The sequence below is a fragment of the Brevundimonas sp. GW460-12-10-14-LB2 genome, assembly GCF_001636925.1.
GTDB lineage: Bacteria > Pseudomonadota > Alphaproteobacteria > Caulobacterales > Caulobacteraceae > Brevundimonas > Brevundimonas vesicularis.
Map to the genome: position 1 here is coordinate 749,933 of NZ_CP015511.1, position 25,781 is coordinate 775,713.

18 protein-coding genes are annotated in these 25,781 nt (G+C 65.6%); 15 read left to right on the top strand and 3 right to left on the bottom strand.

The features are described 5' to 3' along the window. Positions 1 to 45: 45 nt before the first annotated feature. Entirely contained in the window at positions 46 to 921 is an 876-nt protein-coding gene (locus A4249_RS03575; RefSeq protein ID WP_066551117.1) for a LysR family transcriptional regulator, read from the bottom strand. Between the two features lie 116 nt (positions 922 to 1,037). On the opposite strand from A4249_RS03575, the gene A4249_RS03580 reads away from it, so the two are divergent. The 11 genes from A4249_RS03580 (at position 1,038) to A4249_RS03630 (ending at position 17,967) form a co-directional block, all read left to right on the top strand. Then, positions 1,038 to 2,540 carry a CoA-acylating methylmalonate-semialdehyde dehydrogenase gene (locus A4249_RS03580; protein WP_066551119.1) on the top strand — a complete coding sequence of 501 codons (1,503 nt, stop codon included), beginning with the start codon at positions 1,038 to 1,040 and terminating at the stop codon, positions 2,538 to 2,540. A gap of 7 nt (positions 2,541 to 2,547) precedes the next feature. Continuing rightward, positions 2,548 to 3,684 (top strand): isobutyryl-CoA dehydrogenase, encoded by a 1,137-nt coding sequence (locus A4249_RS03585; RefSeq protein WP_066551121.1) that lies wholly within the window; start codon positions 2,548 to 2,550, stop codon positions 3,682 to 3,684. After that, entirely contained in the window at positions 3,681 to 4,730 is a 1,050-nt protein-coding gene (locus A4249_RS03590) for an enoyl-CoA hydratase/isomerase family protein (protein WP_066551122.1), read from the top strand. The genes A4249_RS03585 and A4249_RS03590 overlap by 4 nt, the downstream gene beginning before the upstream one ends. Before the next feature lie 28 nt (positions 4,731 to 4,758). Beyond that, positions 4,759 to 5,661, top strand: a complete 903-nt coding sequence (gene mmsB / locus A4249_RS03595) for a 3-hydroxyisobutyrate dehydrogenase (RefSeq protein WP_066551126.1) — start codon at positions 4,759 to 4,761, stop codon at positions 5,659 to 5,661. 356 nt (positions 5,662 to 6,017) lie between these two features. Further along, positions 6,018 to 7,088, top strand: a complete 1,071-nt coding sequence (locus A4249_RS03600; RefSeq protein WP_197458450.1) for a LacI family DNA-binding transcriptional regulator — start codon at positions 6,018 to 6,020, stop codon at positions 7,086 to 7,088. 49 nt (positions 7,089 to 7,137) lie between these two features. Then, the gene (locus A4249_RS03605; protein ID WP_066551129.1) at positions 7,138 to 10,158 is read left to right on the top strand and encodes a TonB-dependent receptor; all 3,021 of its coding nucleotides are present in this window, start codon (positions 7,138 to 7,140) and stop codon (positions 10,156 to 10,158) included. A gap of 75 nt (positions 10,159 to 10,233) precedes the next feature. Further along, positions 10,234 to 11,700, top strand: a complete 1,467-nt coding sequence (locus A4249_RS03610; RefSeq protein WP_066551131.1) for a glucoamylase family protein — start codon at positions 10,234 to 10,236, stop codon at positions 11,698 to 11,700. 101 nt (positions 11,701 to 11,801) lie between these two features. Beyond that, on the top strand, positions 11,802 to 12,980 hold the full coding sequence (locus A4249_RS03615) for a sugar ABC transporter substrate-binding protein (protein WP_231868762.1): 1,179 nt from the start codon (positions 11,802 to 11,804) through the stop codon (positions 12,978 to 12,980). Beyond that, positions 12,977 to 13,921, top strand: coding sequence for a carbohydrate ABC transporter permease (locus tag A4249_RS03620; protein WP_231868763.1), 945 nt, complete (start codon positions 12,977 to 12,979; stop codon positions 13,919 to 13,921). Before A4249_RS03615 ends, A4249_RS03620 begins: the two co-directional genes overlap by 4 nt. Beyond that, positions 13,918 to 14,733 carry a carbohydrate ABC transporter permease gene (locus A4249_RS03625; protein WP_066551135.1) on the top strand — a complete coding sequence of 272 codons (816 nt, stop codon included), beginning with the start codon at positions 13,918 to 13,920 and terminating at the stop codon, positions 14,731 to 14,733. Before A4249_RS03620 ends, A4249_RS03625 begins: the two co-directional genes overlap by 4 nt. Positions 14,734 to 14,751: 18 nt before the next feature. After that, on the top strand, positions 14,752 to 17,967 hold the full coding sequence (locus A4249_RS03630; protein WP_066551136.1) for a discoidin domain-containing protein: 3,216 nt from the start codon (positions 14,752 to 14,754) through the stop codon (positions 17,965 to 17,967). A 24-nt stretch (positions 17,968 to 17,991) separates the two neighbouring features. Here A4249_RS03630 and A4249_RS03635 read toward each other — a convergent pair whose 3' ends face one another. Both A4249_RS03635 and A4249_RS03640 read right to left on the bottom strand, forming a co-directional pair. Then, the gene (locus A4249_RS03635) at positions 17,992 to 19,080 is read right to left on the bottom strand and encodes an ABC transporter ATP-binding protein (RefSeq protein WP_066551137.1); all 1,089 of its coding nucleotides are present in this window, start codon (positions 19,078 to 19,080) and stop codon (positions 17,992 to 17,994) included. Between the two features lie 78 nt (positions 19,081 to 19,158). Next, entirely contained in the window at positions 19,159 to 19,806 is a 648-nt protein-coding gene (locus A4249_RS03640; protein WP_066551139.1) for a glutathione S-transferase family protein, read from the bottom strand. Positions 19,807 to 19,942: 136 nt separating this feature from the next. Here A4249_RS03640 and A4249_RS03645 point away from each other — a divergent pair, with 136 nt between their 5' ends. The 4 genes from A4249_RS03645 to A4249_RS03660 all read left to right on the top strand — a co-directional run bounded on the left by A4249_RS03645 (position 19,943) and on the right by A4249_RS03660 (position 25,754). Next, positions 19,943 to 22,561: a TonB-dependent receptor gene (locus A4249_RS03645; protein ID WP_066551141.1), complete on the top strand. Its 2,619-nt coding sequence runs from the start codon at positions 19,943 to 19,945 to the stop codon at positions 22,559 to 22,561. Between the two features lie 69 nt (positions 22,562 to 22,630). Further along, entirely contained in the window at positions 22,631 to 23,347 is a 717-nt protein-coding gene (locus tag A4249_RS03650) for a hypothetical protein (protein ID WP_066551143.1), read from the top strand. A 372-nt stretch (positions 23,348 to 23,719) separates the two neighbouring features. Then, on the top strand, positions 23,720 to 24,655 hold the full coding sequence (locus tag A4249_RS03655) for a winged helix-turn-helix domain-containing protein (protein ID WP_066551145.1): 936 nt from the start codon (positions 23,720 to 23,722) through the stop codon (positions 24,653 to 24,655). Between the two features lie 91 nt (positions 24,656 to 24,746). Then, positions 24,747 to 25,754, top strand: a complete 1,008-nt coding sequence (locus tag A4249_RS03660) for a sensor histidine kinase (protein WP_066551147.1) — start codon at positions 24,747 to 24,749, stop codon at positions 25,752 to 25,754. The last annotated feature ends 27 nt before the right edge of the window (positions 25,755 to 25,781 follow it).

Consider the following 25,781-nt stretch of genomic DNA (forward strand, 5'->3'; position numbering starts at 1 on the left):
GCGCGGGTGTGTGCGGCGCACCACACTTCGATTTCTCTGCTGAGGTCAGAATGGCCTCAAGCTGGACTGTTGTTCTTGGCACAGGGTCTTCAGCCACGAACGCACGGTGCGCAAACGCGCGGTGTCGTGGACATCGCGGTGGGTGGCCAGCCAGAAGCGACGTTCGATCAGGATCGACGGCAGCACGCGCACCAGACCCTCGGCCAGGAAGCACGGCAGGACGCCGACGCCGCCCCCGGCGGCGATGATCTCCCGCTGCGCCCGGATCGAAGACGAGGCGACGTGGGGCGCGAGGCCTGGCTGGACCTCGTCAAGATAGCGGAGCTCGGGCGCGTAGATCAGATCGTCGATATAGCCGACGATGTCGAAGCGGCTCAGGTCATCGACGGTCTTCGGAACGCCGTTGCGGTGAAGGTGATCGGGCGAGGCGTAGAGGGCCAGCTGATACGGCGTCAGCGGCTCGACGATCAGGCGTGCGGCGTGCGGCGCGGCCAGGGTGATGGCCATATCGACCTCTCGGCGCGTGGGGGACAGGAAGCCGGAGGTGGCCGCCAGTTCGATCCTGAGGCCCGGATGGGCCAGGCGCAGCGCGGGCAGGGCGGGGGCCATCAAGGTGACGCCAAACCCCTCGGACGCGCTGACGCGCACGACGCCGGCGGGCGCGTCGGGCTGGGTCACGCGGCCGACAGCCTCCATCGCGCTTTCGGCCTCCAGACCGATATCGAGCAGTTGGGCGCCGGCGGCGGTCAGCTGAAGCCCGGTGGTCGAGCGGACAACCAGGGTGGATTTCAGCGCGCTTTCCAGCCGGGCGACCCGACGCCCGACCGTGGCGGCGTCGACGCCCAACCGCTGCGCCGCGCCGCCCAGCGAGCCTGCGCGCGCCGCGGCGATGAAGATGCGCAGATCGTCCCAGTCGTACATGGCCCGTAGTTGTCTTGCAAAAACGCAGAATGTTGCCTGCAACTTTGCATTATCGACCCGCGCGCAGGGGTGATAGCCATAGCCGCAACAAATGAACCAACAGGGACACCCAGGCCATGCGCGACATTCGCCACTTCATCGACGGTGCGGCTTTCGACGGCGCGTCCGGACGATTCAGCGACGTGTTCAATCCCAACACCGGGGATGTACAGGCTCGCGTGCAACTGGCGACGACAGGTGAGGTCGATCGTGCGGTCCAGGCGGCGCAGAACGCCTTTGACGGTTGGGCTTCGACCAATCCCCAGCGCCGCGCCCGCGTCATGTTCGACTTCAAACGCCTGGTCGAGGCGCGGATGGACGAACTGGCCGAACTGCTGTCCAGCGAGCACGGCAAGGTCATCGCGGACTCCAAGGGCGACATCCAGCGCGGCTTGGAAGTGATCGAGTTCGCGTGCGGCATCCCGCACGCGCTGAAGGGCGAATACACCCAAGGCGCCGGCCCCGGCATCGACGTCTATTCGATGCGCCAGCCGCTGGGCGTGGTGGCGGGCATCACCCCGTTCAACTTCCCGGCCATGATCCCGATGTGGATGTTCGGCGTGGCCATCGCCGTGGGCAATACTTTCGTGCTGAAGCCGTCCGAGCGCGATCCGTCGGTGCCGGTGCGTCTGGCCGAACTGATGCTGGAAGCGGGGGCGCCGAATGGCGTGCTGAACGTGGTGCACGGCGACAAGGCAGCGGTCGACGCCATCCTGACCCATCCGCTGGTTCACGCTGTCAGCTTCGTCGGTTCATCCGACATCGCCCACTATGTCTATCAGACGGGCGCCGCCAACCATAAGCGCGTCCAGGCCATGGGCGGCGCCAAGAACCACGGCATCGTCCTGCCCGACGCCGACATGGATCAGGTGATCAAGGATCTGTCCGGCGCGGCCTATGGCTCGGCGGGCGAACGCTGCATGGCGCTGCCGGTCGTGGTGCCGGTCGGCAAGAAAACCGCCGACGAACTGCGCGAGCGGATGGTCACCGAGATCCCCTCGATGCGGGTCGGCGTCTCGACCGATGCGGGCGCCCACTATGGCCCCGTCGTCACGGCTCAGCATCGCGAGCGTGTCGCGGGTTGGATCGAAAAGGGCGTTCAGGAAGGCGCTGAACTGGTCGTCGACGGCCGCGACTTCAGCCTGCAAGGGCACGAAAAGGGCTACTTCATCGGCCCGTCGCTGTTCGACCATGTGAAGCCCGAGATGTCGTCCTATCAGGAGGAAATCTTCGGTCCGGTGCTGCAGATCGTGCGGGCCGAGACGTTCGAGGAGGCGCTGGCCCTGCCGTCGAACCACCAATACGGCAACGGCGTCGCCATCTTCACCCAGAACGGCCGCGCGGCGCGCGACTTCGCCGCCCGGGTCAATGTCGGCATGGTCGGGATCAACGTGCCAATCCCGGTGCCGGTCGCCTACCATACCTTCGGCGGCTGGAAACGTTCGGCCTTCGGCGACATCAATCAGCACGGCATGGAGGGCGTCCGCTTCTGGACCAAGACCAAGACCGTGACGGCCCGCTGGCCGGACTCGGCGCTGGAGCATTCGGACAGCTCGTTCGTCATCCCGACGATGCGCTGAGGCCGTCATGGATTTCGCTCTCAACGACGATCAGCGCGCCATTCAGGACGCCGCCCGCGCCTTCGCCGAGGCCGAGCTGGCGCCCCATTCGGCCCGCTGGGACGAGGACAAGCATTTCCCCGTCGAGGTAATGAAACAGGCGGCCGAGATGGGCTTCTGCGGCATCTACACCGGCGAGGAGCACGGCGGCATGGCGCTCGGCCGGGTCGAGGCGGCGGTGATTTTCGAAGAGCTGTCGCGAGGCGACGTGGCGACGGCGGCCTTCATCTCGATCCACAATATGGCGACCTGGATGATCGACCGGTTCGGGTCGGACGATCTGCGCGCCCGGTTCGTGCCGGATCTGGTCGGCATGGAGAAGATCGCCTCCTATTGCCTGACGGAGCCGGGATCGGGGTCTGATGCGGCGGCGCTGCGGACCACAGCCGTGCGCGACGGCGACCACTATGTGCTGAACGGGTCAAAGGCTTTCATCTCGGGCGCAGGGACTTCTGACGTCTATGTCGTCATGGTCCGCACGGGCGGCGAGGGGGCGAAGGGCGTCAGCGCGATCGTGGTCGAGGCCGGCACGCCCGGCCTGTCGTTCGGCGCGCAGGAAAAGAAGATGGGCTGGAATGCCCAGCCGACCGCCATCGTCCAGTTCGACGACTGTCGCGTGCCGGTCGCCAATCTGCTGGGCGAAGAGGGGGCGGGCTTCCGCTACGCCATGGCCGGTCTGGACGGCGGTCGCCTGAACATCGCCGCCTGTTCGCTGGGCGGGGCGCGGCTGGCGCTGGAGACGGCGCAGGACTACGTCGCCACCCGCAAACAGTTCGGCCGTCCGATCGGCGAGTTCCAGGCGCTGCAGTTCCGGCTGGCGGACATGGCCACGGACCTGGAGGCGGCTCGGCTGATGGTGCTGCGCGGCGCCTGGGCCATCGACACCGACCATCCGGAAAAGACGAAGTGGTGCGCCATGGCCAAGCGTCTAGCCACCGACGCCTGTTTCCAGATCGCCGACGAGGCCCTGCAACTGCACGGCGGCTATGGCTATCTGAAAGACTACCCGCTGGAACGGATCGTGCGCGACCTGCGGGTTCACCGCATTCTGGAAGGCACCAACGAGATCATGCGGGTGATCATTGCGCGGGAGATGACCAAGTGAGCGAGGCCGAGGTCGTCACCCGCATCGAAAACGGCGTCGGTCGCATCACCCTGAATCGACCCAAGGCGATCCATGCGCTGAACCGGGCGATGTGCGAGGCGATGACAGAGGCGCTGCTGGCCTGGCGCAGCGACGCGGCCGTTCAGTCCGTGCTGATCGACCACGCCGGCGAGCGGGGATTTTGCGCGGGCGGCGACATTCGCATGATCGCCGAAAGCGGTGCGGGCGATGCGTCGGAGGCCAAGGTCTTCTTCCTGGCCGAGTACCGGTTGAACCACCTGATGTTCGACTATCCAAAGCCGATCATCGCTATCGTGGACGGCATCGTCATGGGCGGCGGGGTCGGCATTTCCGAGCCGGCCGACATTCGTGTGGCGACCGAGCGCACCACCTACGCCATGCCCGAGACCGGGATCGGCCTGTTCCCCGACGTTGGCGGCGGCTGGTTCCTGCCGCGCCTGCCGGGCCAGACCGGCGTCTGGCTGGCGCTGACAGGCGCGCGGCTGAAGGCGGCGGATACGGTGGCCCTGGGCATCCATACTCACTTCGTGCCCGCAGATCGTGTCGAGGCGCTAAAGGCCGATTTGATGGGCGAGGCCGCCGATCCATCGTCGGTCGTGGCGCGCCACGCCGGGGACGCGGTGCCTGCGCCGCTGTCGGCCCACCGCGAGGCCATCGACCGGCTGTTCGCCTTCGACACGGTTGAGGAGATTTTCCAGGCGCTTGAGGCGGACGGCTCGGACTGGGCGCTGCAGCAGCTCGAAACCCTGAAGACCAAGTCGCCACAGTCGATGAAGGTCTCGCTGCGCCAGATCCGCACGGGCGCAACGCTGAATAGCTTCGCCGACAATATGGCGATGGAATACGCCCTGGGCGGCCGCGTCGTGCGCACCCACGACTTTCAGGAAGGCGTGCGGGCCGTGATCGTGGACAAGGACAATGCGCCGAAATGGTCCCCGGCGGACCTGTCGGGCGTTACCGACGAGACGCTGGATGCGCTGTTCGCGCCGTTGCCGGATAATGAAAAATGGACGCCGCTGGCCTGACCACGGCGCCGACAAAGGGAGAGACACCATGACCAAGATCGCCTTCATCGGCTTGGGCAATATGGGCGGCGGCATGGCCGCGAACCAGGCCAAGGCGGGCCATGCAGTCGCCGCCTTCGATCTGTCGGCGCAGGCGCTGGAACGGGCCGGAGCGGCGGGTTGCGTCCCGGCCGGATCGGTCGCCGAGGCGGTCAAGGACGCCGAGGTCGTGATCACCATGCTGCCCGCCGGGCCGCACGTGCTGAAGGTCTATTCCGAACAGATCATCGGCGCGGCTCCGTCGACCGCCCTGCTGCTCGACTGTTCGACCATCGATGTCGAGACGGCGCGCAAGGTCGCCGGTCTTGCCAAATCGGCCGGCTACTCCTTTGCGGACGCGCCCGTGTCAGGCGGCACGGCGGCGGCGGATGCGGGCACGCTGGCCTTCATGGTCGGTTGCGACGAGGGCGACTTCGCCCGCGTCGAGGCGGCGCTGGAGCCCATGAGCCGCATCACCATTCGCGCGGGCGATCATGGGGCGGGGCAGGCGGCCAAGATCTGCAACAACATGCTGCTGGGCATCTCCATGCTGGGCACGTGCGAGGCCATCGCCCTGGCCGAGAAGCTGGGGCTGGATCCCGAACGGTTCTTCGAGATCGCGTCCAAGTCTTCGGGTCAGTGCTGGAGCGTGACCAGCTACTATCCTTGGCCGGGTCCGGTGCCGACCGCGCCGTCCAACCGCGACTATCAGGGCGGGTTCGCCACGGCCATGATGTTGAAGGACCTGAAGCTCGCCCAAGACGCAGCGGCGAAATCCGGCGCCTCGACGCCGCTGGGCGCACAGGCCGAGGCGCTTTACGCCCTGTTCGACGGGATCGGGCACGGCGGCCGCGATTTCTCCGCCATGCTGCAGATGCTGCGCGGCAAGCTGGATGAGCTTAACCCGGCATAGATTCGTCTTTCGCATCGTGATTGCGGCCCGCGCAGCTTCGGCGGCGCGGGCCTTTTCGTATGAGGCCGCGTTCGCGACTCGGGTCGCCGGCTGTTGGTGCGACCAAGGCGCGCGCCCGGCGCGTTCGCCTTATTCCGTTCGTCGGAGTGCGCCTGTGAAGAGCGCAGTCAAAGCAACGACTTAGCTATCCTTACGCCGTGCGCCTTCTCTGCCAGAGATCGAAAATCGCCTGAAATGTGGCTGAACGGCGCTTGCGGGGCACATTGCTCCTGTGTCATGTAACCGCTTACATCGCTTATCGACGGATCTTCGAAAAGGGGCCGGGACGATAGGGAGCAGGGAGAATTCGATTGGACATGGCCGCGCCTAGCGCTGCGTCTGCACGGCAGGAGGGCCAGCCCTTCGCCAAGGCCGCCACCATGCGCGACGTGGCTGAACGCGCCAATGTGTCGGTTGCTTCTGTCTCTCGTGTGTTGAACGGCTTGGGCGTGACCTCGGACGCGACGCGCCAGCGCGTGCTCGATGCAGTCGAGGACCTTCGCTATGTCCCGCACTTCGGCGCCCGCAGCCTGTCGACGAGCAAGAACGACACGATCGGCGTCATCCTGCCCGATCTGTTCGGCGAGTTCTTCTCCGAGCTGATCCGGGGCATGGACCTGGCCGCCCGCGCCCACGGCAAGCATCTGATCGTCTCCAGTTCGCATGACGGCGCGGAAGACACCCTGGCGGCCGTGCGTTCGATGCGCGGGCGCGTGGACGGCATGATCGTGCTGTCGCCGCATCTGGGCGCGGCGAACCTGTCGTCAGAGTTCGCCGGTCGGATGCCGGTCCTTCTGATGAACGGCGGCGCGGCCGAGCCGGGCCGGGCGTCCATCATGATCGACAACCATGGCGGCGCCGTCGGCGCGGTCCAGCATCTGCGGTCCACCGGCCGCAAGCGCATCGCTCACATTCGCGGCGCCGCCGGCAACATCGAGGCGGACACGCGTGCGGCCGGATACACGGCGGCGCTCGAGGGCCATGACCCGATCGTCGTCGAGGGCGACTTCTCTCAGGCCTCGGGCCATCGCGCGGCGACCCAGCTTCTGGCCATGACAGAGCGGCCCGACGCCGTTTTCGCCGCCAATGACATGATGGCCGTCGGCGCCCTGTTGGCCTTCCAGGAGGCCGGCGTGCGCTGTCCTGAAGACATCGCCGTCGTCGGCTTCGATGACGTGCCTATCGCCGCCCTGATGCGGCCTGCGCTGACCACCATGCGCGTCAACATCGCGGAAATCGGCCGAAGGGGCGTCGAACGCCTGATCGGCCTGGTCCAGGTCGGCGCGACCGCCGACGCCACGGACACCGCTTGCGAAATCGTTCGGCCGATCCTGGTCGAACGCCAGTCCACCGCGGCGGCCTCGTCCGCCAGGTTCAACAAAGGGTAGGCCAGCCATGTCGCTGAAAACCGATCCCATCAGGAGGGGAGAGCTCAGGATGACCCAGTTCAACACGCGTAAGGCCGCTTTGGCCGCCGCATCGGCGCTTGCCATCAGCATGGCGGTGGTGGGCGGCGCGCAGGCGCAGGTCGCGACCTCGACGATCCGAGGCAGTGTGACGGATGGCGCGACGGTCGAGGCCGGCGCCACCATCGTCGCCCGCAACGTCGCCTCCGGCTTCACCAGCCGCACCACAGCGAACGCGCAGGGTGGCTATACGCTGTCGGGCCTGCGTCCCGGCACCTATGAGATCACGGCGACGACGGCCGAAAATGAGACGGCGTCGGACACGGTCTCCATCGGCGTCGGCCAGGTCGGCAACCTGGATCTGGCCGTGGCAGGCGCAGCGGCCGGCGCGGCTGATGCCAATGCGGCCAACCTGGGCGACATCGTCGTGACCGGGCGTCGCTTGGTCGAGGTGCGCACGCCTGAGAACGCCACCAACGTCACGACCCAGCAAATCCAAACCCTGCCACAGATCAACCGCAACTTCCTAAACTTCGCGGCTCTGGCGCCGGGCGTGCGGGTCGGAACCAACGAGTCCGAAGTTCAGATCACCGCCGGTGGTCAGCGGGCGGAATCCGTCAACGCCTTCATCGACGGCGCCAGCCTGAAGTCGAACATTATCGCCGGGGGCATCGTCGGTCAGGACGACAGCCGCGGCAATCCGTTCCCGCAGGCGGCCGTCCAGGAATTCCGCGTTGTCAGCCAGAACTTCAAGGCTGAATACGAGCAGGCCTCGTCAGCCATCATCACGGCCGTGACGCGCTCCGGCACCAACGAGTTCCACGGCGAAATCTTCGGCACTTATCGGGACCAAGATTTCATCAAGCAAGACGAGTTTTCGCGTGCGGCAGGCCGTGAAAAGCCCGCGCTCGAAGTTCAGCAATACGGCGCCGCTCTGGGCGGGCCGATCATTCAAGACAAGCTGCACTTCTTCGGCAGCTATGAGCACAAGCAAGAAAATCGCGCAGCTGCCGTGACGCTAGGCCGTCAGAACCCGGCCTATGTCGGTCAGTTCGGTCAATATATCGGCACCTTCGCCACGCCGTTCGAGGAAGACCTTTACTTCGGCAAACTGAGCTTCCAGCCGGCAGAGGGGCATCTCATTGATCTGAGCGTCACCTATCGAGACGAAGCAGATGTGACGGGCGTCGGCGGCGCAAACTCCATCGAACGCGCAAGCGGTCTGCAGCAGACGACCAAGAGCGCCAATCTACGTTATCAATGGCAGGGCGACGGCTTCCTGAACGAGTTGGCAGTCGATTACCGCAATTATAATTACAACCCGACCGCTGTGAACTTCGACCAGATCGGCCGGAGCTATCGCATCTTCGAAAACGGCTATGATCCGTTCGGCGGCGTCTCCATCTTGAACATTGGTGGATCCGGCAGCCGTCAGGACATCAGCGACAACGCGCTGACCATCCGCAACGATCTGACGTTCAACGACATCCAGTTCAACGGTAATCACACGATCAAGCTGGGCGCCAAGGTCAGCCGCCAAGACTATGAGGTCGTCAAAGAGTTCGGCCGTAATCCCGAGTTCTTCTATGACCTAAACGGCACAGCCAGCGGCAATGCCGCCGTCCCGTATCGTGTTCAACTGGGCAACGAATTCCCCACGGTTGACCTGACCAACACCGTCATCGGCCTGTACGCGCAGGACGACTGGCAGATCACGGACAAGCTTGAACTGAATTTGGGTCTGCGCTGGGACTACGAGACCAACGCCGATAACAAGAAGTATGTCACGCCCGCTTCGGTGGTCGCAGGGCTCAACCAGTGGATCGCTTCGACCGATGGCGGCAAGCCTGCCGGCTATGCGCCGAGCTGGTTCAACATCAACGACTACATCTCGACCGGCGACAATCGTGACCCGTTCAAAAAGGCCTTCCAGCCTCGCATTGGCTTCTCGTATGATGTCTTCGGCGATCGCAGCACAGTTCTGTTCGGCGGCGCCGGTCGCTATTATGATCGCGTGCAGTTCAACTTCGCCTTCGACGAACTGGCCAAGCCTTTCGACTTCACGCAAAACGTCTTCTTCTCGACTACAGGGCGCCCGGCCGGCGTGGCGGACGGAAGCTCGGCAGATCCGATCCTGTGGAATGCGTCCTACGAGACCACGGCTGGACTTGACGCCATCCTGGCGAACATCCCGGCCAAGGGTGAAGCCTTTCTGCTCAAGAACGACTTCGAACCGCCCCGCACGGATCAGTTCAACCTAGGTGTGCGTCAAAGGGTCGGCGATTGGCAGACCGAGTTCACCCTCGCCTACGGCAAGACCGAAAACGAGTTCACCTGGCAGTATCTGAACCGCTGCCGTGAACCAACGCGCGGCAATGACGGCAATGGTTTCGGCGACAACGGCGGCTTCTGCGGCCCGGGCGGCACGAACCCCTACCGCTCATATCTGGTGTCCGATCACAACAAGGAGCGGACGTTTAAGGCGCTCTACGTCAAGCTGGACAAGGGCTACACGCGTGACTCCGGTTGGGGCGTCAACATCGCCTATACGCTGTCCAAAGCGGAACAGAACGGCGGCAATGACAACTTCTGCTTCGACTGCTTCTCGGTGGAAAGCTCGCCGATGCGTTCGTCGGCAAACGACGAACGTCATCGTATCGTGGCCAACGGCATCGTTGATCTGCCGCTCGATTTCCAGCTGTCCGGCATTCTGACCTTGGGTTCCGGCACGCCCTTTGATGTGTTTGACGGACGTGGTGCCAACTTCGTTTATCGCCCTTATGGCGCCTATCCGGAGAAGGAGCAGTTCTTCCTGCCGAACGCCTTCGCCTATCGGAACCTCGATCTCCGTTTGACGAAGAACTTCGACGTGCCGGGCGCTGGTGAGCTGTCGGTCTATGTGGACGCCATCAACGTGTTCAACTTCAAGAACTACAATGGCTTTGACGGCGGCACGGGTTCGGCGACGAACCCGAACCCGAACTTTGGCCGCCCGAGTTCAGTGCTGTTCCCGACGCGGACGTTCCAGATCGGCGCCCGCTACGCCTTCTAAATCCTGAGCCTGGGCCGCCTCGTGCTTGTTGCGAGGCGGCCTTTCTTTTTCGATTGAGACCCAGTGAGCGTGCCCATGAATCGTCGAAACTTCCTGATGCGGACCACCACAGGCGCGGCGGCTCTGGCCGTTGGATTTCCGGTGATGGCGGCGGCGCAGCAGGCGGCGGCGACGGGGGCGGTCAATGGGACGCAGAGACGGCCGATGCGGCTGGATCAGGAGATCGAGGAGCTTCAGGAGCGGACGTTCCGGTGGTTCGAGAAGGTCACGGATCGCAAGACCGGCCTGACGCCGGATCGCTGGCCGACGCCGTCCTTCTGTTCGGTGGCGGCTGTCGGGTTCGCCCTGACCTGCTGGCCGGTGGGCGTCGAGCGCGGCTGGATGAGCCGTGCCGAGGCGCGTGAGCGGACCCTGACGACGCTGCGCTTCTTCCATGATCTGCCGCAAGGTCCGGAGGCCAGCGGCACGGCGGGATACAAGGGCTTCTTCTACCACTTCCTGGATATGGAGACGGGGCTTCGCTACCGGACCAACGAACTTTCGACGGTCGATACGGCCCTGCTGATCGGCGGCATGTTGTTCGCCGCCCGCTACTTCGACAGCCGGCATGCGGACGAGGCGGAAATCCGTCAGAAGGCCCAGGCGATCTACGAACGGATCGAATGGCCGTGGGCCGTTATCCGCGACAACCGCATCACCATGGGCTGGCACCCCGAGAGCGGCTTCATACCGTCCGACTGGCATGTCTATAACGAGGGCATGCTGGTGCTGCTGCTGGCCATCGGCAGCCCGACCCATCCGGTGTCAGTCAATGTCTGGCACGAATGGGCGGCCAGCTACGACGAGAGCTGGACCGATCGCTGGGGCAGCTGGCACCTGAACTTTGCGCCCATCTTCGGGCACCAGTACAGCCACATGTTCATCGACTTCCGCGGCATTCAGGACGCCTGGATGCGCGGGCAGTCTGCCCAACTGGGCGAATACCTCGACTATTTCGAAAACAGTCGCCGCGCCGTCTACGCCCAGCAGAAATACGCCCACGACAACCCTGGCGGCTGGGCGGGCTATTCATCTGAGGTCTGGGGCCTGACGGCCTGCGACGGGCCGGGCGATTTCAAACAAGTCATCGACGGCAAGGAGCGCGAGTTCTTCAGCTATTCCGCGCGCGGTCCGGGCGAGCGCGACGACGGCACCATCGCGCCGACGGCGGCGGCCAGCTCCATCGCCTTCGCGCCCGAGATCGTCGTGCCCTGCGTCAAGGCGATGAAGCAGAAATACGGTTCAGGCATCTATACCGAGTGGGGCTTCCTCGACAGCTTCAACCCGACACTGACAGTGCGCGAAGGGCCGCTGCAGCACGGCAAGATCGTGGACGGCGTGGGTTGGGTGGACGGCGACTATCTGGGCATCGACCAGGGGCCGATCGTCATTATGACCGAGAATCACAGGTCCGAGTTCGTCTGGCGCTATATGCGCGGCGAGCCCAATATCCGCCGCGCGCTCGACATCGCGGGCTTCACCGGCGGCTGGATGAACGGATGAGTTTGACGGCGCTCAGGTCCCATCTTGATAGACGTGGCGCGCTGGCCCTGATGGCGGGAGGGGCGGCTGCGGCCTGTACCCCGCGCCGTGATGGCGAGACCGTGCTGCGCTTCTGGGCCATGGGCAATGAGGGTGGGACGGTGGGCCAATTGATGCCCGAGTTCGAGCGCCGCAATCCGGGCGTCCGCGTCTCGGTCCAGCCCCTGCCGTGGACGGCCGCGCATGAGAAGCTGCTGACCGCCTATGCCGGGGCCTCGTTGCCGGACGTCAGCCAGATCGGCAATACCTGGGTGGCGGAGCTGACCGCCATCGGCGCCCTGTCGCCGACCCCGGCCGAGGCCGCGAACCTGCTGACCGACCAGTTTCCGGCGGTGCTAGAGACCAACGAAATCGCCGGCCGCGCCATGACCACACCCTGGTATGTCGACACACGGCTTTTGTTCTATCGCAAGGATCTGCTGGCGCGGGCCGGCTTCGACGCCCCGCCCGAAGACTGGGCCGAATGGAAGCGGGCCATGCATGCGATCAAGCGTGTGGCGGGCGGCGACAACTACGCCATCCTGCTGCCGTTGAACGAGTTCGAGCAGCTTCTGACCTTCGGGCTTCAGATCGATGAGCCGCTGCTGAGGGATCGGGATACGCGCGGAAACTTTTCCGACCCCGGCTTCGTCTCAGCCTTGGCCTTCTACCGCAGCCTGTTCGACGAGCAGTTGGCGCCGCTGGCCTCGTCGACGCAGATCTCCAACGTCTGGACCGAGTTCGCCAGGGGCTATTTCAGCTTCTACTTCTCGGGCCCGTGGAGCGTGGGCGATTTCCGCAGCAAGCTGCCCGCGTCGTTCCAGCCGAACTGGGCCACGGCGGGCGTGCCGGGACCGAATGGCCTGGGCGCCTCGGCGCCGGGCGGGTCCAGCCTGGCGGTCTTCAAATCCTCCCCGCACCAGGAGGCGGCCTGGGCCCTGGTCCGCTATCTGTCCGAACCGGCGGTGCAGGCCCGGTTCAACACCATCGTCGGCGATCTGCCCGCACGCCAGAGCGCCTGGGACATCGCGGGCGTGGAGCGCGACCCCATGCTGGCGCCGTTTCGTGGCCAGCTGGCGCGCGCCAAGGCCGTGCCCAAGGTGCCGGAATGGGAGCGGATCGTCACGGAGATGCAGATCGTCGCCGAACGGATGGTGCGCGGCGAATATACGCCTGAGACCGCCGCCGCCGAGATCGACCGTCGGGCCGACCGCCTGCTGGAGAAGCGTCGCTGGATGATGGAACAGGGCAGGGCCGTATGACCGTCGTCGATCCCACTTTGACCAAGGCGGGGACGAAGGTCAGGGCGTCGCGCGGGCGCGGCGCCCGCGAGCGTGCCGCATGGGCCTTCGTCGCCCCGGCCATGCTCGCCATCGGCCTGTTCTTCGCCATTCCGGTGATCGCGGCCCTGCTGCTCAGCCTGACCGACTTCGACATCTATGCCCTGGCGAACCTCGACAATCTGCGTTTCGTCGGCCTGCAGAACTATGAGCGGCTGCTGACCAATCCCCTGTTTTGGGGGGCGATGAAGAACACCTTGACCTTCGCGGTCCTCGGCGTGCCCCTGTCCATCGTCGCGTCCCTGGCGGCGGCGGTGATCCTGAACGCGCGGGTCGTGAAGTGGCGGCCGATCTGGCGAGTGATGTTCTTCGCTCCCTATGTCACGACCCTGGTCGCGACGGCGGTGGTATGGCGCTATCTGCTGCACACCCGCTACGGCGTCATCAACTGGGGGCTGGAAAGCATCGGCATGCCGGCCGTGGACTGGCTGGGCGACCCGTCGACCTCCATTCCGGCGATCCTGATGTTCGTGGTCTGGAAGATCTTTGGCTACAATATGCTGATCTTCCTGGCGGTGCTTCAGACCGTGCCGGACGATCTGTATGAGGCCGCACGCATCGACGGCGCCGGCCCGTGGAAGCAGTTTCGCCATGTGACCCTGCCAGCCATCGCGCCGACCATGCTGCTGGTTTCGATCATCTCGGTCGCCAGCTTCTTCCAGCTGTTCGCCGAACCCTATGTGATGACGCAGGGCGGACCGGCCCAGAGCACGGTGACGGTGCTCTACTTCATGTACGAGGAAGGCTTCAAATGGTGGACCCTGGGCTCCGCCAGCGCCGTCGCCTTCATCCTGTTCCTGTGTATCCTCGCGATCACCCTGGTCCAGCTGGCGGTCGCCAAGCGGGTGGGGGCGTATCAATGAAACTCCGCGCCATTCTGCTCAATCTGGCCGTCGGCCTCATCGCCATTATCGTCCTGTTCCCGCTGGTCTGGATGGTGTCGGTCAGTTTCATGGCGACCGGCGAGGCGGCCGTCTTCCCGCCACCGCTGCTGCCTTCGCATTGGACGCTGGAGCATTATCGCGATCTGTTCCTGAACCAGGGCATGGGGCGGTATCTGTGGAACAGCTTCGCCCTAGCGACACTGGCGACGATCCTGGCGCTCGGCTTCACGGTTCCGGCCGGCTACGCCTTCGCCAAGCTGAAGTTCGCCGGGCGCGAGCGGCTGTTCCAGTTCCTGGTCGCCGCCTTGGTGGTGCCGGCCCAGATCGGCACTCTGCCGCTGTTCCTGATGCTGAAGTCGATGGAGCTGGTGAACACCTATGCCGGGGCGCTGGTGCCGTGGCTGGCGTCCATCTTCGGCCTGTTCCTGGTGCGCCAATATGCGCTGAGCATTCCCGAAGAGATGCTGGAGGCCGCGCGGATCGACGGGGCCAGCGAGGGCCAGATCTTCCGCCGCGTCGTCCTGCCGACCTTGCAGCCCATCATCGTGACCCTGGGCCTGTTCGTATTCCTAGGCAGCTGGAACGACTTCCTGTGGCCCCTGATCATCCTGACGGACCAGTCGAACTACACCCTGCCGGTCGCCTTGGCAGCCCTGTCGCGCGAGCACGTGCAGGACATTGAACTGATGATGGCCGGCGCCGTCGTCACGGTCGCGCCCGTGCTGATCCTCTTCCTCTCCCTGCAACGCTACTACATCCGCGGCATGCTCGCGGGCAGCGTGAAGGGCTGACCAGAACTGCGAGTTTCGATGCGTAACCTCCTGCTGGCCGCCGCCTCGGTCCTGACCCTCGCTCTGGCCGCGCCCGCCATCGCCCAGGAAACGCGCGTTCTCGACAGCATGGACGATGCGACGCGGTGGGAGGCCAGCGCCTCGACCGACGTTCACGCCGCCGTCTCCGCCGTCGCCGGCCATGACGGGCGAGCGGTACGGCTCGACTACGATTTCGACGGCAAGGCGGGCTATGCGGTGCTCAGCCGGCCGCTGCCGTTCGACCTGCCCGAGAATTACGAGATCAGCTTCTGGGTGCGCGGCGCCGGGCCGACCAATACCTTCGAGGTCAAGCTGACCGACGCCTCGGCCGACAATGTCTGGTGGAAGCAGACGGCGCGCTACGACTTTCCCGACGGCTGGACCCGGTTCGTGATTAAACGCCGTCAGGTCTCCAAAGCCTGGGGACCAAGCCCTGAAACCATCCTGCGTCGCGCCGAGCGGGTCGAATTCGTCGTGGTCGCGGCCGAGGGCGGCAAGGGCTCGGTCGAGATCGACCAACTGACCCTGCGCGCCCTGCCGGTCGAACCGCCGGTTCCGCCCCAGCCGATCGCCAGCGATCGACGAACGGCGTCGACCGCCTCCAACGCCGTCGATCTCGACCCAAAAACCGCCTGGACCCCGCCGGTGGGGGAGGCGTCGGCCCTGACATTGGACCTGGGCTACGAGCGCGAGTTCGGCGGCCTGACCCTGCGCTGGGGCGAGCGGGGCGCGGCGAGCGACTATCGCGTTTCGGCCTCCCTGGATGGGCGCGACTGGCGGTCGCTGACGACGGTCACGGGCGGCAATGGCGGCGTCGACTGGCTGAGGATGCCCGAGGCGACGGCGCGCTGGCTGAGGCTGGAGCCGCTGAAGCCCGTTCCAGCGCCCGACGTGGTCGGTTCGTCCGGCGCAGGCCAGCGGCTGGGCGCGGCCCAGGCAACGACCTATGCGCTGAACGAGATCGAGGTCGAACCGCTGACGTTTGGCGCGGACCGCACCGTGTTTCTGGAAGCCGTGGCCAAGGAAAACCGCCGCGGCCTTTATCCGCGCGGCTTCTCCGGCGAGCAGTCCTACTGGACCCTGGTCGGGGTCGATGGAGGCGGGGAGAGCGGCCTGATCGGCGAGGATGGCGCCATCGAGCTCCGCCGCGCCGGACCCAGTATCGAACCCTTCGTGGTCGATAACGGGCGGCTGATCACTTGGGCCGACGTCAATATCGAACAGGGGCTGAGGGACGGCGATCTGCCGATCCCGTCGGTGACCTGGACCGCCGACGACTGGACGCTGAAGATCACCAGCTTCGCCGACGGACCGGCCGATCAGGCGCAGCTGTGGGGCCGTTACGACTTGACCAACACCTCCAGCCGGCCGCGCACCCTGACCCTGGCCCTGGCCGCGCGCGCGATGCAGGTGAATGCGCCGCGTCAGTTCCTCGCCATTCCCGGCGGTGTCAGCCCGGTGGAGACGATCGGCTGGGACGGCGCCGAACTGAAGTTGAACGACACGGTGCGGGTTCAGCCGCTGGCGGCACCGGATCAGGTCGCGCTGGCGACCTTCGATGCCGGCAGCGATCCGCAGTCCCTGATCCTGCCGTCTGCGCGGCGACCGGCCGTCGAGCTCATGACGACGACCGACGCCACGGGTCTGGCCGCCGGCGCCCTGACCTACGAGGTGACGCTGCAACCCGGAAAGACGCGCACGGTGGGTTGGGTGTCGCAGCTATCCGGCGACGCCTTGGCGCCCGAGCCGGTGGGTCAGGCGGCGGTTGTGCTGGGTGCGGTCGAGACCCGGCTGGCGGCCGAATGGCGCGCGAAGCTGGATCGGGTGGAGCTGACCCTGCCGCCAGCCGCCCAGCGGATCGAGGACGCGCTGAAATCGTCTCTGGCCCATATGCTGATGTCGCGTCAGGGGCCGATCCTTCAGCCGGGCACACGCAGCTACAACCGCTCGTGGATCCGCGACGGGGCCATGATGGCCGAGGGGCTGAACCGGCTGGGCATGGCCGAGCATTCGGCCGACTATCTGCGCTGGTACGCACCCTATGTGTTCGAGAACGGCAAGGTCCCGTGCTGCGTCGACGCGCGCGGCGCTGATCCGGTGCCCGAGAACGACAGCCACGGCGAGTTCGTCTTCCTGGCCGCCGAAACCTATCGCTACACCAAGGACGAAGCCCTGCTGCGCCAGGTCTGGCCGCAGGTGCAAAAGGCGATCGCCTATATGGACGACCTGCGCGCCTCGACCCGGACGGCGGCCTTCCAGGCGCCGGACCAGCGTCACCTATATGGCCTGCTGCCGCCGACGATCAGCCACGAGGGCTATTCGGACAAGGCCGCCTATTCCTATTGGGACGATTTCTGGGGGCTGCTGGGCTACAAGGACGCGGTCTTCATCGCCGAAACCTTGGGCGATGCGGACGCCGCCGCTCGCTATGCGGCGGCGCGGGATCAGTTCGCCGCCGACATCCGCGCGTCGATCACGGCGACGGCGGCTCATCATGGCATTGACTGGATCGCTGGCGCTGCGGACCGGGGCGATTTCGACGCCACCTCGACCACCATCGCCCTGTCGCCGGCGGGAGAACAGGATAATCTTCCGCCTGAGCTTATGGCGCGAACCTTCGATCGCTACTGGGAAAACTTCCAGAACCGTCTGATTAACCGCACGGCGTGGAAGGACTACACCCCCTACGAATGGCGGCTAGTCGGCGCCTATGTGCGGCTGGGTCAGAAGGACCGGGCGCTGGATGTGCTGGACTTCCTGATGGCCGACCGCAGGCCCGAGGCCTGGAACGGCTGGGCCGAGGTGGTGGGGCGCGAAAAGCGCGAGCCGCGCTTCATCGGCGACATGCCGCACGCCTGGATCAGCTCCGACTATATCCGCTCGGCGCTGGATCTGTTCGCGTATGAGCGGGACCGCGATCACGCCCTGGTGCTGGCGGCCGGCGTGCCGGAGGCGTGGCTGGACACCGCCGAGGGGGTCGGTGTGCGGGATCTGCGCACCGCCTATGGGCCGCTGACCTACGCCTACCGCAAGGAACGGCAGGGCTATGTGCTCACCCTGGGTGACGGCGCGACGCCGCCGGGCGGTTTCGTTCTGCAATGGCCGGAGGGGCAGGGGCGGCCGGAGCGCGTTCGTATCGACGGCCGCTCAGCGACGTGGTCGAGTGATGAACTGGTCATTCCGGCAGGGGCGCGGCGGGTTGTTCTGAACTGAGCCTTTTTGCTTGAGGCGAAGGGGTCAGAGGCGCTTGAAGGCTTTCCCGTCCGCGCCGAACAGGTGGGCCTGTTTTGCGGGCACGTGCAGCGTGAGGCGCTCGCCCGCCTTGGCGCGGAGTTCACCCGCCAGCTGAACCGTCAGCGTGTCTTCGGACGCTGGATGCTTCAGGTGCGCCATGGTCGTCGCACCCAGGGTTTCCACGAACATGACCTCGGCGGTCAGCGCATCGCCGTCGCCGGTCGTGGTCAGATACTCGGGACGGACGCCCAGGGTGACGGCATCGCCCGGCTTGGCCGAGGCGGCGTCAACCGACACCCTGATCGTCTCGCCTGCGGACGTCTTCACCTTAGCTCCAGCAGCCGAGGCTTCCACGATCTCAGCGGCCAGCAGGTTCATCTTGGGGCTGCCTATGAAGCCGGCGACGAACAGATTAGCAGGGTGTTCGTACAGGTCCATGGGCGCGCCGACCTGCTCGATCCGGCCGGCGTTCAGCACCACGATCCGGTCGGCCAGGGTCATGGCCTCGACTTGGTCGTGGGTGACGTAGATCATCGTGGTCTTCAGCTCGGCGTGCAGCCGCGCGAACTCATAGCGCATCCTCACGCGCAGGGCCGCGTCCAAGTTGGACAGGGGCTCGTCGAAGAGGAAGACCTCGGGCTCGCGCACGATGGCGCGGCCGATGGCGACGCGCTGGCGCTGGCCGCCCGACATGGCCTTGGGCTTGCGATCCAGATAGTCGGTGATGCTGAGCGCCTCGGCGGCGGCGCGGACGCGTCGGTCGATCTCGCCCTTATCCGTCTTGGCCAGCTTCAGTCCGAAAGCCATGTTCTCATAGGCCGTCATATGCGGATAGAGCGCATAGGACTGGAACACCATGGCGATGCCGCGATCCGACGGCGAAAGGTCGTTGACCACCCGGTCCCCGATCAGAACCTGGCCCGTCGTCGCCTCTTCCAGGCCGGCGATGGTGCGCAGCAGGGTGGACTTGCCGCAGCCCGAGGGACCGACGAAGACGACAAATTCGCCGTCGGCGATCTCCAGATCGACGCCCTTCAGAACCTCAACGGCGCCGAACGCCTTCTTCACGTCGACCAGACGGACGTTCGCCATGCTTCCTGCTTCTTTGAACCGTTTCTGTTTTGCCCCACCGTAACCGGTTACATCGCAGGATCAATGGCGCGAGACGTCTCAGTCGCGGTCAGGGGCTCCCAGCGGGAAATAGTCGCGATAGGGTCGGGCTTCGTCCACGCAGCGGGCGAAGGACGGACGGGCCAGCAGCCGGGCGCGATAGGCCTTGAGCGTCTCGAACCGTTCCGGGATCGGGTGTGTCCAGTTGGCGTAGAAGAGGGCGGGCGCGGCGGCGCAATCGGCCAGGCTGAACCCATGATCGGTCGCCCATTCACGTCCAGTCAGACGCTGATCCAGCCAGGCGTAGGTCGTTTCCAGCATCCTGCGGGCCTCGGCGTCGCCCAGCGAGTCGCGGTCGGCCTCAGCTCGCATGGAGTTGAAGACGATCCGGCCTTGGGGCGTCGAGACGTAGTTGTCGAACACCCGATCCATCATCCGCACCTCGACGGCGGCTGCGGCGTCGTCGGGGATCAGGCGAACTGGACCGGGATAATGCGCCTGTAAATGTTCGATGATGGAAGCGGATTCAAGCACCGTCGTCTCGCCGTCCTGCAAGACCGGGAAACGCTTGAGCGGCCATAGGGCACGCAGTTCCGCATTGGCCGACGGATCTTCCAGCGTGCGGTATTCGAAGGCGATGTCGTTCTCGTAGAAGGCGATCAGCGCCTTCTGGCAGAAGGAGGAGAAAGGGTGGGCGTAGAGTTTCATCGCGTCCTCCAGACCAGTCGTCCTATGCGACTTTCACCCGGCATAATTAGGAGTCAATTTGCAAATCTGCAAAATTACGCTTTCGCAAGATGGAGGCGCTGGATAGAAGCCCGCCACAGATCGCGGGGACCATGACATGACGCAGCGCAAAATCCTGATGGCGACGGCTTCGTTGGCCTGGCTGGCGACGGCTGCGGCCGCCCAAGCCCAGGAGGCGTCGCGCGTGGACGATGTGGTGGTCACCGGCTCCCGGATCGCGGGCGGCGAGCGGATCGCCCCGGTAGAGACTGTGGCCCGCGAAACAATCGCCGCCGCCGGCATCGCAGATGCCTCTCAGCTGGTCCGGCTGGTCACGGCCAACTCAGGCTCGGAGGCCCAAGTCGATCAGCTGAACCAGCCGCAGAGTTCGGGCACGGCCCAGTTCAACCTGCGCAATCTCGGCCTCGGCTCGACCTTGGTCCTGGTGGACGGACAGCGCTGGACCAACAGCGCCGTGGTGGCGACGGACGGCTCGGGCTTCGTCGATATCAACTCGCTGGTTCCGATGATCGCGCTTCAGCGGGTCGAAGTGGTCAAGGACGGCGCCTCGGCGGTCTATGGCTCGGACGCGGTGGCGGGCGTGGTCAACTTCATCACCCGGCGGGGCGTGGAGCGCCCAGAGGTCAGCGCCAAATACGCCGTCGCCGACGGCTCGGAGGAGAGCGTGATCGAGGCCATTGGCGAGGTTCGCCTGCTGGGCGGCGAGCTGACGCTGGCGGCCTCGCATTTCCACCGTTCGGCCTTGGGCTCGGACGAGCGGGACTTCACCCAGGCCGAACGCTATGGCCGCGCCGCCTGGACGGCCGTCACCAGCTATGGCCAGCCGGGTTCCTATTTCCGACCCAGCCGCAATGGGTTTTCGCCCGATCCGGCGTGCGGCAATCCGGCGTTCCGCAGCGCCTATCGAAACTCGCCCACGGACGCCTTCTGCCGGCTCGACTATTCGGACTTCTTCGACCTGGTTCCTGAGGAGACGCGCACGCAGCTGTTCGCGGACTACCGGCGGCCTGTGGGCGACATGACCCTGTCGCTGCAAGGGGCTTGGTCGGCGACAAACACCATCGCGCGCCAGTCGCCGTCGCTGCCGATCCTGGCGCGGTCCCTGACGGTGCCGGCGAGCCATCCCGACAATCCGTTCGGCGAGGCGGTGCTGTTCCGAGGGCGGCTGCTGGGGGCGGAGGCCGGCGCGTCGCAGGCCGAGTTCGACTATCGCACATGGCGTGTGGCGGCCGGGCTGGATGGCCGCTTCGGCAATGGCTGGACCTGGAACCTATCGGCGACCAGCAGCCGTCAGCATGTCGCCTACGACAAACCCGACACCATCGGCAGCGCCTTGCAGATTGCGCTGAATGGCCTGGGCGGGGCGGGCTGCAATCCCGCGACGGGGAGGCCCGGCGTCGGGTCCTGCCAGTATTTCAACCCGTTCGGCAGCGCCTATCTGGGGACCGGGACGGCGAACAGCGCCGCCCTGATCGACAGTTTGATCGGCTCGACCGGCCTGCGGGGCGCGGCGACCCTGACGACGGCGGACGCCTCGACCAGCGGCGAGGCCCTGGCCTGGGCCGGCGGGTCGGTCGATGTCGCCGTGGGCGCCCAGTATCGCCGCAGCGGCTTCCGTCACGACTGGAGCGATCTGGTGAACCGGGGCGACCTGCTGACGGCGGGCGTGTCGCCGGACTTCGAGGGCGATCAGGAGGCCTTGGCCGCCTTTGCCGAAGCCCGCCTCCATCTGGGCGACCGGATCGAGGCGCAACTGGCCGGGCGCTACGAGTCCTACGACGGCAACGAGGGCCGGTTCAGCCCCAAGGTCGCGATCCGGTGGGACGTCACCGACGCCCTGGCCCTGCGCGCGTCGTGGGGGCAGGGGTTCCGGGCGCCGTCGGTCTATGCCCAGTCGGGAGCGCAGGCGTCGCAGCCGTCGGTGTTCGACCGGGGGGCGTTCGTCTTCGTCAACACCCTGACCTCGGGCCGAGCCGACCTGAAGCCCGAGAAGTCCGAGAGCCTGAACCTGGGCGCACTCTGGACGCCGATCGAGGGGCTGGAACTGGGCGTGGACGCCTGGCGGTTCGACTATGCCGATCAGGTGGTCAAGGAATCGGCCCAGGCCCTCATCAACCAGGCGGCGGCCGATACGGCGGCGGGGCGGACCGGTACGGAGGCGCAGAGCCGCATCACCCGTTCGCCCAGCGGCGCCCTGACTTTCGTGCAGCTGTATTTCGTAAACGCTTCGTCCATTGAGACCCAAGGGATCGACCTGTCGGCCCGCTATCGGCGCGGCCTGTGGGGCGGGGAGGCGACGGCCTCGGCGAACTGGACCTATGTGGACGCCTATGACATCCGGCTGGACGCGTCGGCCGCGAAGGTATCGGGCGTCGGTTCGACCAACCTGAACAACATCGGCCGGTCCCTGCCACGCAATCGCGGGGAATTCGGCCTGGGTTGGAGCGGCGGGCCGAACGCGTTGACGGCCCTGGTCCACTATACCGACGGATACGCCAACGACCGCAGCGGCATCACCGACGCCAGCATCGCCAGCCAGACGACGGTCGACCTGCTCTACAGCCGCACGATCGGCGCTGACCTGGATCTGTCGGTCGGGGTGGTCAATGTGGCCGATAAGGCCCCGCCGCTGGCGCAGTTCGCCCTGGGCTATGACCCGGTCGCGGCCGATCCGCGCGGACGGGTGGTCAGCATCGGCCTGAGCAAGCGGTTCTGACCAAGCGGTTCTGATCGGCGGTTGCGCGGTCAACCGGGCGGTGTATGCATCCCCTTGGGGGAGAATCCGATGACCGACGGCGAGACGACCCGCAAGCAGGCGTTCAAGGACCTTTCCGAGGACGCGCTGGGCTTTGGCGGCGCGGAGGTGCGGACCGCGCGCGACCTGCTGGTGCGGCCCCGGTTGGTGCTGCAGGCCTGGATGATCGAGGGGCCGACCGGGGGCGGGCGTTACGCCAAGCCGTTGAAGCTGTATCTGGCGCTGAACGCGATCCTGATGCTGATCGTCTTTCTGCGCGGCGGCTTGAGCTTCTACCTGGAAGGCATGCCGGCCGAAGCGCTGAACCCCCTGCTTCAGGAAGCGGGCAAGTCGCGCGACGCCTTCATGTCGGACGCCGACGGCTGGATGTCGCTGGTGACCGTGCCGATCATGGCGCCCCTCTACGCCCTGGCGGCCATGCCGCTGTTTCGCCTGTGGGACGCCGAGGACCTGGGCCTGAGATGCGGATTCCGCGCGGCCTTCGCCTATCTGAACGCCTGGACCGTGCCGATGCTGCCGCTGGCCTGGTTCATGTTTAGCCCCGGCCCGCTGGCTGCGGCGTGCAGCCTTTTGACGCTGGTGCTGGGCATCGTGGCCTTCATGCGGATGGGGCGGGGACGGTGGTATCGGGGCGTGGTTCCCGGCCTGGCCAAGGGCTTGATCGTGATGACAGCCATCGGTTTGTCCAGCGTCGTTGCGACTTTTATCGTGATGGTCATCGGCGTCTTCGCCGGGTTCGCGGCCTAGACGGTCGCCTGACAAAAACACCGTCTAATTCGTCTAATTCGTCTGAAATCAGCGACCGAGCGAAATTGCACGGCGCCGGAAAAAGGCGTGCAAAGTGCAAGGTGGTGCAATTCCTGAGCGCTGCTGTTTTCAAAGACCCGTCGACATCATAGTCCCGTTCGGGGGTGCGTCAGGTCGATTGACGAAGGCCGTCTCTAAGCGCCCGACATTAAAAGGGATTTGTCGGCGAACAATGACGGCAAGGCTGCGCCTTTGTGCGTGGATCGGTCGTCGGCCCTCATCTGTCTCGAAACCTCATTTTCGGTAGTTGCCTTGTCGACAGGGGCGCGAGCGAGGGCGACAGTGTTCGTCGAAGCCTCAAACGGTCCGCCAATGTCTCTGCGTTTACAGGCCGCTCAGGTCGCTTGGCTGAATACGAAGCTGACCCTCGATTTCATCGCCGCATCCCGCACCTGGATCGACGAGGATCTGATATCCGCCCTGCTGACGGCGGGCGTCGTGGATGCAAACGTCAGAGGCGCCGACGACGAAGGTGCGGCACGCGACTCTTCCATTGGAGCCGGCATTTTGCCGAACGCCCTGCGGCGGCCTGTAAATGCAATCAGCATCGCCATGTCCCTGGGCGTGCCGCGCGAGAGCGCACGTACCAAACTGGCGGGATTGGTGGAGCGGGGCGTGCTGGTGCGGACCGACGGCGGCTTCGTCTTGCGCGCCGAGGTGTCGCAGTCGAAACCGTTCAAGTCCGCGATGGAAGCCTTCCTTCTGGCCACGGTGGAGTTCGTCGATGGGCTGGCGATGCTGAACGCATGCGGCGCCCGCGACGGCGACCGGGTCGTCACGCCAGCCTGGCCAGTCGCAGGCTTGGCGACGCGGCTGATGACGGCGCACGTCCTGAAAGGCATCCAGCACGCCCGGTCGCTGAAGCCCGAAATCAGTCTGACGACGCACTACGTCCTGCTTTGGCTGTCGCATCTCACTGGAAGCGCCTTGAGGGTTGTTCAGGAGCCGGACGCCGGCCGTCTTGGCCCCTTGAACCCGCCGTTCGGGCCGGTGAGCGTGATCGAGGTCGCCAAGGCCGCCAGAATGGACGATGAAACGGTTCGCCGGCACCTGGGTCAGCTTGAAAAGGCAGGCTTGGTCATCCGGGTCGCGGGCAAGAGAGACATCAATCTGCCGGATCAGACCCTGGTCGCGAACTGGCTCGATTTCCAAAGCCGGACGATCCTCGGCACGCAACAGTTGGTGCGCAAACTCTATGTCGCGGGCGTAATCGTCGATCGGCCAAGCGAAACCATTCGATTGTTCTGAACGACGATGATGAGGTTCGCATCACAGATTGATGCTGGGGCTGCATTCGTCGGTTGCTCGTCGAATGCCGTCTTCAACAGGGGCCGCGCCGATGCCAGCCCTTATTGATGCGTTCGACTGGGCGACGACGCCCCTGGGGCCAAAGCGCGATTGGTCGCCCGCGCTGAGCATTACCTATGAAATGATGATGGGAATGGGTTTCGCGGCCAGCGTCATGTGGGGCCCGGAGCGCACCTTGCTCTACAACGGCGCCTATATTCCGCTGCTCGGACAAAAGCACCCGAGCGCCCTGGGCCGTCCTCTGGACCAAGTCTGGCATGAGGTGTGGGACGATTTGCGCCCTCTGACGGAGCGCGCGCTGGCAGGCGAAACCGTCTTTCTGGAAGACCTGCCGCTGACGATGGTTCGAAACGGCTATTCGGAAGACACCTGCTGGGTGCTGTCCTACAGCCCCGTGCGGGACGGCGACGCGATCGTCGGCATTCTCAATATCGCCATCGAAACGACCGAGCGGGTGCGGGGCGAGCAACACCGGCAGATGCTGGTCGACGAATGCGGCCACCGGGTGAAGAACACGCTCGCGCTGGTTCAAGCGGTCGCCCGCAGCACCTTGTCGGGCGTCGATCGCGATGTGCTGGAGCGTTTTGACGAGCGACTGAACGCCATCGCCAAGACCCAGCAGACGTTGGATGAAAAGGCGTGGAATGGCGGCGACCTCGGCGAAATCGTTCGCGACGCGGTGGGTAATCTGGTGCGCAGGCCGGTTTCCATCTCGGGGCCCTCGGTGCATCTGTCGCCGCGTGTGGCGCAGACGGTCGCCTTGATCATCCACGAACTGACGACGAACGCGTTCAAGCATGGCGCCCTCGCGAAGCCCGGCGGCCGCGTTTCGGTCGATTGGCGGCTGGATGAGGGTGAACTCGTTCTGACGTGGATCGAAGGCGGGGGCGCGCCGGCCCATCCGCCGCTCAAGACCGGCTTTGGCGTCAAACTGCTCGCGAGAGGCCTGCTGGGGTGCGGCGGCGCGGATCTTCGTTATGGCGTAGAGGGGTTCTCGGCGACGTTCACAGCGCCGGCGTCGCGTCTGACCGACAGTTGACGATGCCCTGCGAGGGGGCGAAAGCGG